This is a genomic window from Hahella sp. HN01, assembly GCF_018986435.1.
Classification (GTDB): Bacteria; Pseudomonadota; Gammaproteobacteria; order Pseudomonadales; family Oleiphilaceae; genus Hahella.
Genome location: NZ_JAHMIN010000006.1, coordinates 67,933 through 80,556, shown reverse-complemented (window position 1 = coordinate 80,556; position 12,624 = coordinate 67,933). Strand labels below are relative to the sequence as shown.

Here is a 12,624-nt window from a genome sequence, read left to right as displayed (position 1 = left end):
TCTCAGCCCTCGCGTACGTCGAACTCAACCTGCCATCTTGCATCGCCGTTTCTGGGAATGGCCTCCAGACACAGGGTGCCGACTTCAGTGACCCGCGCCGACAGACGCACCGGCACGATTTCTCCCGGACGACGCCCTTCCGCCGGTAGCGAGGCCTGGATTTCCGGCAACTCTTCCAGTTCATCCGGACCCCAGGCGTCCAGCACCATGCCCGGCTCGTCATCGCGACGCAACGTGGAGCCAAAAAATTTGAAGCGCACGGGTTCGCCAACGATCAAGCCCAGTTCCTGGCTTTCCACTTTCACTTCTGAGCCTTCTTCCATGCCGAAAGGCGCGACGCACAGGGCTTCCATCGGCGCTTCCATACCAGGCACCGCCGGCATGGCGCTCTCGATTCCCACATAATAGGCGCTGGCGATGCCGCCGCGAATGCGTACGCCGCGTCCACGGCGCACATAGCCGTAATAAGCCGCCCCGCAGGCTACCGCCAGGTCAAGATCGCTGTCCTGCAGCAATCTTGCGGAAGGCGCGCCAGCGTCGCTCAGCCAGTGGTTGATGATCTTCATCAGACGCGAGGACAAAGCCGGCGCTTTAAGTACGCCGCCATTGAACAACACTGCGGTGGGTTTGATAAATTCGCTTTCATTTTGCGCCAACAGTTCGTTGGCGGCGGCGTGCTGACGACTCAAAAACGCCGCCAGATGACGAGTAACCGCCGCGTCCTGGGCGTAAGGCAGGCTGATTTGTGTCAGCGCTCGACGCATTTGCTGTTTCGGATGTTCGTGAACGCCGACTTGCGGGAAAAAGCCTTCCACCAGGGTCTGCTGTACTTCTTCACGAGTCAATTCCGTGCGCAAGGAGCCGCCCAGCAGTTTCGAACCTCGGCTGGGCACCACAATCGGAACCGCGTTCACGTCCTGATCCGACAGCAGTGCTTCTTTGGCGTCGCGGCAACCATGTACGATCGCCTGAATCTGCCAGGGCTGCAGTTCTTTGCCTTCCTGCGCCAGCTTGTTCTTCACCCGATAAGCCAGGGCCAGGTCCATGTTGTCGCCGCCCAGCAGAATATGTTCGCCCACCGCGACGCGATTCAGTTCCAGTCCGCCGTCCTGCTCGGTGACCGCAATCAAGGACAAGTCCGTGGTGCCGCCGCCGATGTCCACCACCAGCACGATATCGCCAACGCCAACCTGGTCGCGCCAGGAGCCGCCACTGGCCTTGATCCAGTTATAAACCGCTGCTTGAGGCTCTTCCAACAGAGTCAGATTGCCAAGACCGGCGGCTTTCACCGCTTCTACGGTAAGATCCCGGGCAGCCGGGTCGAACGACGCAGGCACCGTCACCACCACGTCCTGTTCATTCAGCGGATAGCCCGGGTGCTTATGATTCCACGCGTTGCACAGGTGCTCCAGATAACGAATGGTCGCCGCCAGAGGAGAAATGCGCGTCACTTCTTCCGGGCTGTTGAGGGGAAGAAAATCGGAACGGCAGTCGACACCGCCATGACACAGCCAGCTTTTGGCGCTCGCCACCAGACGCATCGGCGTTTTCGACCCCAGTTCACGGGCGACGCCGCCCACCAGGGCATCCGCTCTGACCGCCCAGGGCAGGGCCAACTCCCCTTCTCCCAGCTCGGATTCATGAGGTTGATATAAAAATGACGGCAGTTGCTTCTTTTCCTCCACACTGCCCGGACGGGTCAGTTGCGGCACGGTCATTACGTCCTGGCGCAGTTGATCTTCGTCCAGCGCCTGACCGCTTTCATCGGTCAGTTCAATGTAGGACAGCACGCAGTTGGTGGTGCCCAGGTCGATGCCCACACTATAACGGGGCGATCTATCGGCGTTCATATCGCTCATAGTTCGACCTCCGCCGGCGCGATAATGGAGGCGTCATGTTCTTTGGCGAGTTTCGGCAGCTTCACGTCCACCGCCTTCCAGCCGCGATGCACCAACACGCCGGTGAATGGCGCCTTGCCTGCGACATTGCCGGTCAAACGCACTTCAGAGGCGTTGAATCCTTCCGGCAGTGTGACGCTAGTTTCTTCTTCCTCCTGACGCAGCGGCGCAAGAGTGAAGTATTCGTTCAGGGTCTTTTGCCCGCCTTCGTGCACGACGCGCGCCGCCGCGCCGATATCCGCATCGCTGAAACCGGCCAGATCTTCTTTCAGGAAGTCGATAAAGCGGGCGTTTTGTTGTAACAGGGCCAATAACTGCAGAGCTGAATCCGGCGTTGAATCTTTAAAGGGGTTAACAGGTTCCGGTTTGACTTCCGGCGCCGGTTCGGCGGGTTTTTCAACCGGTTGCGGCGCAGGCTGCGACGCGACGCTCTGTGATTTCGCATTTTTTCTGGCGCTCAGCCACGCCGCCAGAAATACAATTGCGAATACAGCCAATCCCAAATGCAACAGATCAATTGTTGTGGGCATTGCGGTTAAATTCAGATTCATTATTTTCTCTCTTAATCCTTAGCTATGTTGATGCTGGATTCTGTTGCTGATCAATTAATATACATATGCGCATCATAGGAAGCGCAAATACGCGCCGGGCTTGTGATACGACAGCAACAGACAAATAAACTTGTTGGCCCGGGCGGCGGATAATTCGGGCGTGCAGACGCAGTGCGGCGGCTCAGCCGGCGCATATGATAGCAATAACTTAAAGACGAAGTAACACCGTACGGCGGACGACTCGGCGTCTGCCATCATTCTACTGCTCACTATAAAGACTGCTCGTGAAAGAGACGGTTACGCGCGGGAACTTTATTTAATCTGATTTATGAATTTCGTTAAGAGACAGAATATCAATCACGTCGGATATATCCTTGTGGTATTCCTCCATTAACTGATCCAGTTTCCGCTTGAAGTCGTCCTGTTTGCGATCTTTCATGCTTGAGTCCATTTCCTGCAGCGCTTCTGACAAGCGTTGCGAGACTTCCCGTGGGCTGAGCTTTTTCAGATCTTTTAAAATCTTTAACTGCATGTATGAGTAATCGTTTTTAGCTATCGAGTTAATTGAAAAGCTGTCCGGGAGGTCGAAATCCGACAGTGGACAGGTTTCGTTCAATATAGTGGAGGCGGCGCATCAAGACAATTTGAGGCCGATTTATATTACCCTGTTTGTCGTCCAGAACAAACATTCATTTGTTTATAATACCACGGCGATCTTAATTGATTACTTTAAGATTATTAATAAATGTATCAATCGGTCAAAAAGTCATCATCCTTTTGTGATTTTACCCACTCGATTGGCCTCTCCCACTCGGCCAACCGCTGATCCCGTCCTGTCGGACAAATAGATCCTCCGACTTAATACTTCTAAGCGCCGGAAGTTGGACAAGAACCTCATCCATTTGAAAAATCCCGCGCTTACGCCACAATAAGCGACTGAGCGGGACCTCATAGGTCCTCATTACCTTGTTATAAACAGGAGAAAAGCATGGGCCTGGGCTCATTTTTTAAATCCATGTTCGGCGGCGAAAAAGCCCCTGAGCCAGAAGATATTATCGAACACAAAGGTTTCCAGATAATTCTGAAGCCGCGTAATCTGGGCGGAAATTACGGCGTCGGCGCGATTATTCGCAAAGAGATCGACGGCGAGATTCGCGAACACCAGTTCATCCGCGCCGACCAGATCCCCAGCAAAGAACAATGCAATGAAATTACCTTGATGAAGGTAAAAACCGCCATCGACCAACTGGGCGACGACCTGTTTCAACCACAATGATCTGACCGCTCAGGTGTCAGTGGTAATAGCGTCCCAGTCCTGATTCATATAACGAATCAGCCAATTAAGCGCGTAATGCCGTTCCATAATGATTTCTTCATTAATGGCGGCATTGCTTGCGCCTTTCATGCGAAGCTCAATCGCCGCCCAATGCAGACGATAATAAAAGTCCGCCATATCAAGCATCTCATCCATAGAGCGAAGCTGCGCTTGTGTCGCCAGAGCGTCTCCTGGATGACTGACAATGACGCCAACGTCTGACTCAACATCGCATATCTGATCTGGCGGCGGCAAAGCCTCTTGATAACCCAACGCCCATAACAATACGTCCAGCCCTTCATAGCGCCAGCTGAATTTGCTCCGGTCTTTTTCCGATGGCGTCGCTGTATTCACAAACGCCAACTCTTCCGGAGAGAAATAGGATTCCGCGCCCCAATTGTCGATAATCCCGCGCACCTGTTCATGGGGCATGCCTTCCGCCTTGACCGCCGCAATGGCCACGGCAATCGCTCTGCGCGCAACGTCGGCCTTCTCTCTTGGTTCAATTGCAGCAGCATCTTCCACTACCGGCAGATTCTGATTCACTGGGCCGCCCAGCGCTTTCACCTCAGCCGTATATTTGCGTTTTCTCTCCAGCTGCGCCGAGGTCGGCTGCGGCGAATCCAGATTAGTTCTCACCACGCCTTGCAGCGCCTCCTCAGCCACCTGAATACCCCGTTCTTCCGTCACAGCTATTGCTCCTGTCAGTATGAAATTAGAAACGAGCGGCGCCAGACACACGCCAAATAGTTTCAGTTTCAATGCAAACCATCCTTAGGTACATATTTAAAGCGTACAACAAGTTACAACTCATTACTTTTCATCGCAATATAAATGACAACTCATAGTCTTCCAGACAACTTTTACAGTCTGTCGCCGGACACAGAAAAGTCATCTTTTTCTATCACTCCATCACGTTTATAGGTGGCCTTATAAAAACACTTAGCCAGCCATTCATTTAAATCAGGTCAAATATCCTTTATATGAGAATCTTTTAATAAAAAACAGGGAACCAAAGTCAAAATGCGTTGTTTAATTAATTCGAATGCGATGGCATTCGCATTCAAAACGAGAAGATATATCACAATAGAGGATGTTTTAATGCCTATTCAGGTTTATCGATGGATATTTAAACAACTGTCCTTTTGGACATTAACGTTACTGGTTGTTCCACTTTCTCATGCCGCACTATTCGATCGAGTCGCCGTTACCTGGAACTTACAGGGCTCCAGCCATGCATCGGAAAGTAAATGGAATGTAAGCATCCGCCAGTTGTTGAGCGGCTCTGATCGCGCACAAGTGTTGGCGATTCAGGAAGCTGGTTCGGTTCCTGATTCCGCTGAACTAATGCCGCAACTTMCCCCGCCGCGACTGGATAATCCCCATGCCGTTCAGGTTCCGGTTGAAGAATACCGTTGGAATATTGGCACGCGCTCTCGCCCTGATTACCGTTGGATCTATTTTTCACGCAACGACACTGGCGCCAACCGGGTTAATGTCGCCATCGTCACGGAAGAACGCGCCAACCGGGTTATTATCCTTCCTCCTCCCGCCCCTTACCCCAGCGCCCGCCCCATTCTGGGCGTTGAAGTGGGCGCCGCTGGAGACACTTACTTCTCCATTCACGCTTCCGCCAACGGGGGAACGGACGCCGCGCTGATCGTGAACACTGTGCATAACTACTTCGCTACAGCGAACAACAACGCTCCCTTCATGATCATGGGCGACTGGAACCGCAGTCCTCAGGCGCTGAATACGCAACTGGCGACCAACCACCCGGTGGTTCACGCCAATATCAATCTGGTCAATCAAGGCTCCGCCACCCAGCGCAGCGGGGGCAACCTCGATTACGCCGTCACCGGCTCCATCGCAGGCAGCGCCAATTTAATGCGGGCGCTACTGGGTATCGCCTCTCTGGTCGGACAACTTTCTTCAGACCATACCCCTGTCAGATTTCAACGTTATTAATTAAATAATCAGGACTATTAAATATGTTATCTCGAATTCTACCTGCACTTATCATCAGCGCAGCGATAGCGCAAACCACTCACGCCGAAGATTATGTCAATGCGGCCTTAGAGAATGTTTATACCGGACAATTATTAGTTAACTATCATAATGGCGCAGGCTATGTATTTACTTACCCTGCTTATGAATATACGGGGAGCGATTTCGAACGCATCAACTGGCGGACGGAATATCTTACGGACGGTTCACTGCGTTTTAGAAATGCTTATTACACAGATGTATGTCTGCATGTAGACAGTGATTATTCCGGTGTTTATACGCAGGCTTGCGACAACTCCGATCATCAACGTTTCACGCCGATTTATACTTCTACTGGCGCAGTGCAATTGCAGAACCGCAGCAATTCCAACTGCCTTTATGTGGACTCAGGCAGTTCCAACTCAAGCGTCTACCATAAGAGCTGTTCCACAGGCTCCATCGACGCCAGCGAGTTATGGGTGATTACGGTTCCTCGGGGCGCGGCGAAATCGTTGCCGACGCAATAAACATTATTGACGAAGTCACTGGATTGCCCCGTTAACAGCCAGGCGCAGGGATGCGCCTACTCAACAATCAAAAGCCTCTATTTCCTTGCGACTACTTGCGCAAGGGCTATGCGTCCCTCTTGCAGGTTACGCCCTTGATTCTCGGCCATAGCCCGAAACCCCTCCCCCATCAGGACATGAACGCCAAGCGAAGGAAGCCCGTTCTTCCGTATCTTTTCGAGCTGCGCGGCGAACCAGGAACGCGCCGCCTCTGTGACGTCCACCCAGACTGAAATAGTGAAGTCAGCACTTTCAAGCAGGTTGCGCAGCGTACCCGGCCCGATCAGAAAACTGGTGTCAGACGTACGCGCCCAGGGCGTTGGATACAACACCGGACTGGTGGGACCAGCTAGAACGTCGTGAATCGCCAGGGAGCCTCCTGGTCTGAGAACCCGGTGAATCTCATGATAAAGCCGAGATTTATCTGGAATATTCATAGCCGCATGCTCGGTCCAGACAATATCGAAGGATTCATCCTCAAACGGCAAATGAGCAGCGTCCCCCTGACGAAATTCTGTCAACGCCTCAAGACCCACTCTGGCGGACAACATGGCCGCAGCGCGACAGTATTCCTCCGTCAGATCAATGCCCGTAACGCGACAACCATACTCCCGCGCCAGATAACGCGAGGTTCCGCCAATGCCGCACCCCACATCCAGCACACGTCTGCTCGCGTCCAGCGACACAATCTCGGCCAACTCACGCGTCGCCGCCCGGCCACGAAGATGAAACGCGTCCATCGGCGCCAGATCCTCCAGCGTAAGACGATGCAGATCTTTCCCCGCGCCTTCCAGCGCCGCCAATATAAGGCTCCCCACATCTTGGCGGGCATAGTGGCTCTCTATCGCTTCATTGACTTGATTGGGCATATAAAGTCCTTCTCTTCATAATCATTATCATCATTCTTGCGCTTCACTCACTCATAGCGCCATTGGATGTTCCCTGCAGATTGTTTTTCATACAAGTCATGAATAAACGTTTAGGCCACCTGCTCAATTTAGTGTTCTCTCCTTTGTTCCTCTCTGGCAAACTCCCCAAAGAAGTTCGAAGCTAACTTAACCTGCTTTCTCCGGTCAAAGTATATTCATCCGCCAAGCTAAGGTATTTATGTCCGAAATACGCACTATCGAATGCATCGTAGACAACCGCACCCTGATTCTGGCCCTGGACGAGTTGTATCGTCAGCGCATGCAGTCTTTTGAAGTGAATACGCTCCTGCCAGCGGCCAAAGCGGTGGCGAAGGTATTGGATGTAGAGCCATGTAGCGGGCCGGTAGAGGGTTACTATGCAGAGACAGAAGCACTGACAGAGTACTTTCAGTTCATGCGCTCTTTACAGCAACAAGAAGCGCACTCCGCAGACAAGGTGGAAGAGATGCCTGAATACCGTCAGTTGCTGAAAGTCTGCAACGCGGCGATTTATGGCGCTGGAGCCAACCATAGCGGGCTCTTGCCTTCACGACATGATCCCCTCTACTACGCACTAAATGCGCTGCCCCCTGATGAGTGGGCGTTGGCGACATTGACGGAATTGGCGGCGAACATCGCCCAGGAGAAAGACGATTATTCACTGGTCGGCATCGCCTCTTTATCCAAGGAGCCCTTGCTTATTGCGGCACTACGTGAAAGCTGCGTCTTATATGGGGCGGTTGCGGCAGGATGCGCGCCCGGCGTTTCACCGGTTCAATACCAATACATCTGGAAAGTCGACCAAGAAATTGAAGACGCCTGCAATCGATTCATCAACGAGTTCAATGCATTGACGCAAAGCGACATCCTTCCTGCGACAACTGATAACGCTGAATATTTCTATGACGCCGCGCAGGATGCGGATATTACCGGTCGCTGTGTTCGCATTGGCTATGACGACAGCGTTTATCCCACCCGACATTACCACTGGGCGATTAACGACAGACGAAAAGTCGAGGAATTTTGGAGCGATGAGTTGTGGACGACGCAGCGCTATTGCAACGAAAAGCTTTGGCCATGACACAACTGTTGGCGAAGCAGAAATGATCACACACGGACTCAGAAAAGGGGTGGCGGCGACATCTGTCGCCTTTTTTGCTCCGCAGGCGTTAGCGCAAGACGACACAGCTTCCACCTCGACACAGAACTGCAGCGCCATACACAAGTCCCTCGGCGCCTACACGCTCATCCTGGAAGACCTTAAAAAGCGCTACGCCGGTGTGAGCGATGGAGAGATCACTAATATAAAAGCGACGTCCACATGGAGTTACGTCGTCTCAATCGCCCGCGAAAAACGCATTGAGAAAATCACCTACAAGGTCGACTTAAACCCGGATTGCACCATACAAATTCTTGAGCGCGCCGAGACGGCGGTCACTCCTGACCTTGGCCATTAGCCTTTGCTGGAAAACTTTTCTTGGGGATACACAGACAACGATGGGCAAAGTATTAGAGAAAGTCATAGACAACCGCATGCTGTTAATCGGGCTGAGCTAAAGACGCTCCCCTCACCCCGTTCGCCCTGAGCCTGTCGAAGAGACTCCCAGAGCGCTAGTCCCAATAGAGCCCCCTTTCAGTGGAATCTATTCCCCCCCCTGGATCAGTAACACTTCTTGTATCGCGGGGTACTGCCAGCCCTTCGACAGGCTCAGGGCGAACGGAGTCTTGGTTGTTGTGATGTCAATCCGGCATTCGAATAGCGTCCTTCACCAGAAAGGAAGGAAATATACTGAGCGACTTCCTAAGCAACGCCCCACCCCGTTCGCCCTGAGCTTGTCGAAGGGCCTCCCAGAGCTCTGGTTCAACAGAATCCCTCTCAGAGGAAGCCATTTTCCTCTCTTAAAGTACTCGCGTCATACACCAAAAAATCGCTGCGAAATCTCCACCGGCGGTAATGGTCGGCTATACAGATATCCCTGCGCCTGGTCGCAATGCATGCTGGTGAGTATACGGGCCTGTGCGGCGTCCTCGACGCCTTCGGCCACGACAATCAGTCCCAGTTCCTGACTCAGGGCGATAATGTGTTTCGCCAACGCTTTGCATTTGTCAGAGTGATCTATTCCTGACACGAAGCTGCGATCTAGTTTCAGTTTATGCAGCGGCAGTTTGTTCAGATAACTGAGGGAGGAAAAGCCGGTTCCGAAGTCATCGATCAGAAATTTGAAGCCGAGCTCCAGCATCTTTTTCATATTGCTGAGGGCGCTATCGAAGTCTTTCAGAAAACAGCTTTCTGTGACTTCAAGCTGAATCAGCGCGCTATCCACGCCAGCGCGCGTCACGATTGACTCAATTTCCTGCGCCGTCTCCGATCTCATTAACTGGATGGTGGACAAGTTGATCGTCACCGGAACCAGCTGATCTGGATACTGGCGTTTCCAAGTCGCCAGTTGTGAACACACTTCTTCCACCACCCAGCGTCCTATCTCGGCGATAACGCCGGTCGCCTCCGCCACGGGAATGAAGTCTGCGGGAGAGACATTTCCCAGCGCCTCATCCCGCCAACGCAACAATGCCTCTAGCGACTGCAAACGTCCTGATTTGAGATCAATGATCGGCTGATAGTGCAAATGAAGCGATTGGTTAGCGATCGCTGAGCGCAAACGCTGCTCAATGGCGAATGCTTTTGAGGCTTCGTCGGACAATGTTTGTGAGTAGTACTGCACGTGCGCGCACGCCCCGACGGATTTGGAGCATCTGGCGGCGTTCTCCAGCAATGAAGTAGCGTCCTCACCGTCATGAGGATAGCTGGTGACGCCCACATTGGCTTCCAGATGCAGTTCGACGCCGCCCACATCCACGGGCTGGTTAAACAAATCATTCAATTCAAAAGGAATGGGATCGCGCAAATGCCCCGGGGTCCTTTCATAGCGAGCGCTTTTCGATTTGTTGGTGAAAACCGCAAAACGATCTCCGGACAAACGTGCGACCGATCCTTTGTTTTTTATCGCCGCCTTGATCCTCTTGCCAATAACGACCAGCGCTTTATTCGCGTTATCTTTCCCCCAGGCGTTGATGACATTGGAGAAACGGCAGATATTTACAACGCAGACGGTGACGGAGTCCAGGCTGCCGGCGATCTTGAGACGCTGTTCGAGACGGTCCAGAAAAAGGCGCTGGTTAGGCAGTCCGGTCAGCGGGTCAAAATACGCGGACATCACCGTTTCCTGCTGCAGCCTCGTCAGTTTCACGGACTGCAACAGTTCGCTCTCCAACAGTTTTGCGAAGTTCACCAAGCGCTTTCGGTCACGTTCAGTCAGTTTGCGTGGCTTTCTGTCAATCAGGCAGCAGGTGCCGACCGGCAGGCCCGACGGGCCTCTGATTACCGCGCCAGCGTAAAAGCGGATGTTGGGCTCGCCTGTGACCAGGGGATTCAAGCAGAAGCGCGGGTCATCGTGAGCATCCTCCACCACCATGGCCTCGGGCTCAAAGATGGCGTGACCGCAAAATGAAACCTCTCTGGAAGTTTCGGGAACATTGAGACCATGAATAGACTTAAACCACTGCCGATCGCGATCAATCAGAGACAACAGCACGATGGGCGCGTCAAAAACATCCGCAATCAGCGCGGTGATGCGATCAAACCGTTCTTCAGCATCCGTGTCGAGAATTTTTAGGCTTTCAAGGTCTTTTAGACGCAGCGCTTCATTATCAGGTATTGGCGGGGGAATGAAGCCTTTGGAAACACTTTTATTCTTCGCCGAACACATGCTTCGCCCTCTCTCCTCCAGGTCTTATTGCCTTATCTGATTACGGGGTAACTCCTGGCGCAGCTCACTTCAACACGCTATCGCGGCTTTTATGAGCCGTATAAATAAATTTAGCCCAACCCGTCATCATTCCCTATTCGATTACGCCAAATTCTTCCTCTTTTTTGATCCAACTCAGCCGACGGCCGCAGATTCAGGGCTGCGGTCGTCGTGACGACTTTGCTCAGTCGATCAATGGGGGAACCGGTGCTTCCGGCGTGGATGCCAGCTATCCGTTTCTATCATCAGCGGCGGGAACTGGCTGTTGGCGACGTCTTGCCAGGGTACGAACTTGAAGTTGGTGTTATCCCTTTTTTTGCCTTCGTCATCCAGCTCATCCGGGGTGTTGTCGCCATCCTGCACAACCAACAGGCCATAGGGGAAGTCAGGTCCCATATTGACGTTGATGACAGCGCCGCCATCGGTTTCCTGGGTTCCGTCCGTATAAGGGCCGTCGACTATGGCGAATTCTCCCACATAGGCGTTGCTCCCCTGCCGATCATAGACGACGTAGCGGTCGCCCCCCTGACTGGAGGCCAGCAGATAGCCGGATTTTCCTGGTCCGTAATAGATCGTCAGCCCTTCGACGTCCGCCTTCAGGTGCTGACCGCCATGTCCTGGGTCCTGATCCCACAACAGCGTGCAGACGAATTCCTCTTCCTGCTCATCCCACTCTCGCGTGTAAGGCACGCCATAGGACGCCACTACATCCACCAGCTCCGTCTCATCAGGATCATCCATGGGGATGCGCCAGACGCCCACTTGCTCCTGTGCGGCGTATAGCACCTGATTGCGCTCGTCGATCACCATGCCTTCCACTTGCGGGTCCTGGTCGTCATCGTCCTGGCAGGGGGTCCATTCCACATCATCAGATAACTCAAATTCATCGGGCAGGTCCGTCAAATCATCCACTTCATAAGTCATGAGACCTTCTTTGGTCATCTTGAACTCAGCAATAGCCAAATCCGAGTCTTTACGCTGACTGATCACCGCATAGCCGTCCTTGTGCTTTTTCCGTTTGGATACGGCTAAGCCATAGCCCGTGCGCTGCTCGTTCACCTCGTCCTGATCATCGGAGAAAATCCAGGGGGCGTCTGGCGAGGTCACATCCGTCAACGGCGCAATATCCTCACCGTTGTAGTCTGGATTGATGCGATAGAAACGCAGCTTGTCAGCGCCGCGATCAATGACCACAGCGAAATCGTTTTCATGTTTGCGGCTCTTTAAACCGTATACCAGATCCACATTATTGAAGCGTCCGGGCGCATCGCCAGCGCTGGGAGGCAATGGCGCGTCAATGTGCTGCAGCGTTTGTCCCTGCATGTTTAATACAACGAGGCCGCCCTCTTTCAAGGTGGCGATAACCAGACTTTTAGCGGGATCTTCAGGGTGCGCCCAAATGGCGGGATCGTCCGCGTCGGAGTTCTTACCGGCGTCATCGTCATAGAATGATTCCGACTCAAAACGAGCGACAACTTGGGGAGGAGCGGCAAGAGCCTGAGCAGAGAGTGCGGCGAGAGTAAAAGGCAGTAATTTAGCGAGTTTCATTCCTTCAATTTCCTTGTAATTTCTTATCCTGGGCGCACAATGAATT

The 12,624-nt window shown here is 52.9% G+C and carries 12 protein-coding genes; 5 read left to right on the top strand and 7 right to left on the bottom strand.

Features of this window, described 5'->3' with window-relative positions; genetic code table 11:
• Positions 1-2 precede the first annotated feature (2 nt).
• From KP814_RS07735 to KP814_RS07725, 3 genes are all read right to left on the bottom strand, one after another.
• On the bottom strand, positions 3-1,859 hold the full coding sequence (locus tag KP814_RS07735) for an Hsp70 family protein (protein WP_216736223.1): 1,857 nt from the start codon (positions 1,857-1,859) through the stop codon (positions 3-5).
• Complete coding sequence (locus KP814_RS07730; protein WP_216736222.1) at positions 1,856-2,449, bottom strand: DUF2760 domain-containing protein; 594 nt, start codon at positions 2,447-2,449, stop codon at positions 1,856-1,858. The genes KP814_RS07735 and KP814_RS07730 overlap by 4 nt, the downstream gene beginning before the upstream one ends.
• A 316-nt stretch (positions 2,450-2,765) precedes the next feature.
• Complete coding sequence (locus tag KP814_RS07725; protein WP_216736221.1) at positions 2,766-2,981, bottom strand: hypothetical protein; 216 nt, start codon at positions 2,979-2,981, stop codon at positions 2,766-2,768.
• 456 nt (positions 2,982-3,437) lie between these two features.
• Between KP814_RS07725 and KP814_RS07720 the strand changes: the two genes are divergently transcribed.
• A complete protein-coding gene (locus KP814_RS07720) occupies positions 3,438-3,725 on the top strand; it encodes an HlyU family transcriptional regulator (protein WP_216736220.1) in 288 nt (95 codons plus the stop codon).
• Positions 3,726-3,734: 9 nt separating this feature from the next.
• Here the strand turns inward: KP814_RS07720 and KP814_RS07715 are convergent, their stop codons facing one another.
• The gene (locus KP814_RS07715) at positions 3,735-4,526 is read right to left on the bottom strand and encodes a DUF4272 domain-containing protein (protein WP_216736219.1); all 792 of its coding nucleotides are present in this window, start codon (positions 4,524-4,526) and stop codon (positions 3,735-3,737) included.
• A 339-nt stretch (positions 4,527-4,865) separates the two neighbouring features.
• Here KP814_RS07715 and KP814_RS07710 point away from each other — a divergent pair, with 339 nt between their 5' ends.
• Both KP814_RS07710 and KP814_RS07705 read left to right on the top strand, forming a co-directional pair.
• The gene (locus KP814_RS07710; protein WP_216736218.1) at positions 4,866-5,732 is read left to right on the top strand and encodes a cytolethal distending toxin subunit B family protein; all 867 of its coding nucleotides are present in this window, start codon (positions 4,866-4,868) and stop codon (positions 5,730-5,732) included.
• Positions 5,733-5,755: 23 nt separating this feature from the next.
• Complete coding sequence (locus KP814_RS07705; protein ID WP_216736217.1) at positions 5,756-6,277, top strand: ricin-type beta-trefoil lectin domain protein; 522 nt, start codon at positions 5,756-5,758, stop codon at positions 6,275-6,277.
• Between the two features lie 77 nt (positions 6,278-6,354).
• Here KP814_RS07705 and KP814_RS07700 read toward each other — a convergent pair whose 3' ends face one another.
• Positions 6,355-7,185, bottom strand: a complete 831-nt coding sequence (locus KP814_RS07700) for a methyltransferase domain-containing protein (protein WP_216736216.1) — start codon at positions 7,183-7,185, stop codon at positions 6,355-6,357.
• 238 nt (positions 7,186-7,423) lie between these two features.
• Between KP814_RS07700 and KP814_RS07695 the strand changes: the two genes are divergently transcribed.
• A complete protein-coding gene (locus KP814_RS07695; protein WP_216736215.1) occupies positions 7,424-8,305 on the top strand; it encodes a hypothetical protein in 882 nt (293 codons plus the stop codon).
• A gap of 22 nt (positions 8,306-8,327) precedes the next feature.
• Positions 8,328-8,681, top strand: coding sequence for a hypothetical protein (locus KP814_RS07690; protein ID WP_216736214.1), 354 nt, complete (start codon positions 8,328-8,330; stop codon positions 8,679-8,681).
• Between the two features lie 456 nt (positions 8,682-9,137).
• Here the strand turns inward: KP814_RS07690 and KP814_RS07685 are convergent, their stop codons facing one another.
• Both KP814_RS07685 and KP814_RS07680 read right to left on the bottom strand, forming a co-directional pair.
• A complete protein-coding gene (locus tag KP814_RS07685) occupies positions 9,138-10,991 on the bottom strand; it encodes a bifunctional diguanylate cyclase/phosphodiesterase (RefSeq protein ID WP_216736213.1) in 1,854 nt (617 codons plus the stop codon).
• A 231-nt stretch (positions 10,992-11,222) separates the two neighbouring features.
• Positions 11,223-12,578 carry a phytase gene (locus tag KP814_RS07680; protein WP_216736212.1) on the bottom strand — a complete coding sequence of 452 codons (1,356 nt, stop codon included), beginning with the start codon at positions 12,576-12,578 and terminating at the stop codon, positions 11,223-11,225.
• Between the last annotated feature and the right edge of the window lie 46 nt (positions 12,579-12,624).

What these genes read in the sequence shown, in the direction of transcription:
- KP814_RS07685 (WP_216736213.1), bottom strand. Translation starts at nt 10,991, where the DNA reads ATGTGTTCGGCGAAGAATAAAAGTGTTTCCAAAGGCTTCATTCCCCCG.
- KP814_RS07725 (WP_216736221.1), bottom strand. Translation starts at nt 2,981, where the DNA reads ATGCAGTTAAAGATTTTAAAAGATCTGAAAAAGCTCAGCCCACGGGAA.
- KP814_RS07700 (WP_216736216.1), bottom strand. Translation starts at nt 7,185, where the DNA reads ATGCCCAATCAAGTCAATGAAGCGATAGAGAGCCACTATGCCCGCCAA.
- KP814_RS07705 (WP_216736217.1), top strand. Translation starts at nt 5,756, where the DNA reads ATGTTATCTCGAATTCTACCTGCACTTATCATCAGCGCAGCGATAGCG.
- KP814_RS07695 (WP_216736215.1), top strand. Translation starts at nt 7,424, where the DNA reads ATGTCCGAAATACGCACTATCGAATGCATCGTAGACAACCGCACCCTG.
- KP814_RS07680 (WP_216736212.1), bottom strand. Translation starts at nt 12,578, where the DNA reads ATGAAACTCGCTAAATTACTGCCTTTTACTCTCGCCGCACTCTCTGCT.
- KP814_RS07735 (WP_216736223.1), bottom strand. Translation starts at nt 1,859, where the DNA reads ATGAGCGATATGAACGCCGATAGATCGCCCCGTTATAGTGTGGGCATC.
- KP814_RS07720 (WP_216736220.1), top strand. Translation starts at nt 3,438, where the DNA reads ATGGGCCTGGGCTCATTTTTTAAATCCATGTTCGGCGGCGAAAAAGCC.
- KP814_RS07730 (WP_216736222.1), bottom strand. Translation starts at nt 2,449, where the DNA reads ATGAATCTGAATTTAACCGCAATGCCCACAACAATTGATCTGTTGCAT.
- KP814_RS07690 (WP_216736214.1), top strand. Translation starts at nt 8,328, where the DNA reads ATGATCACACACGGACTCAGAAAAGGGGTGGCGGCGACATCTGTCGCC.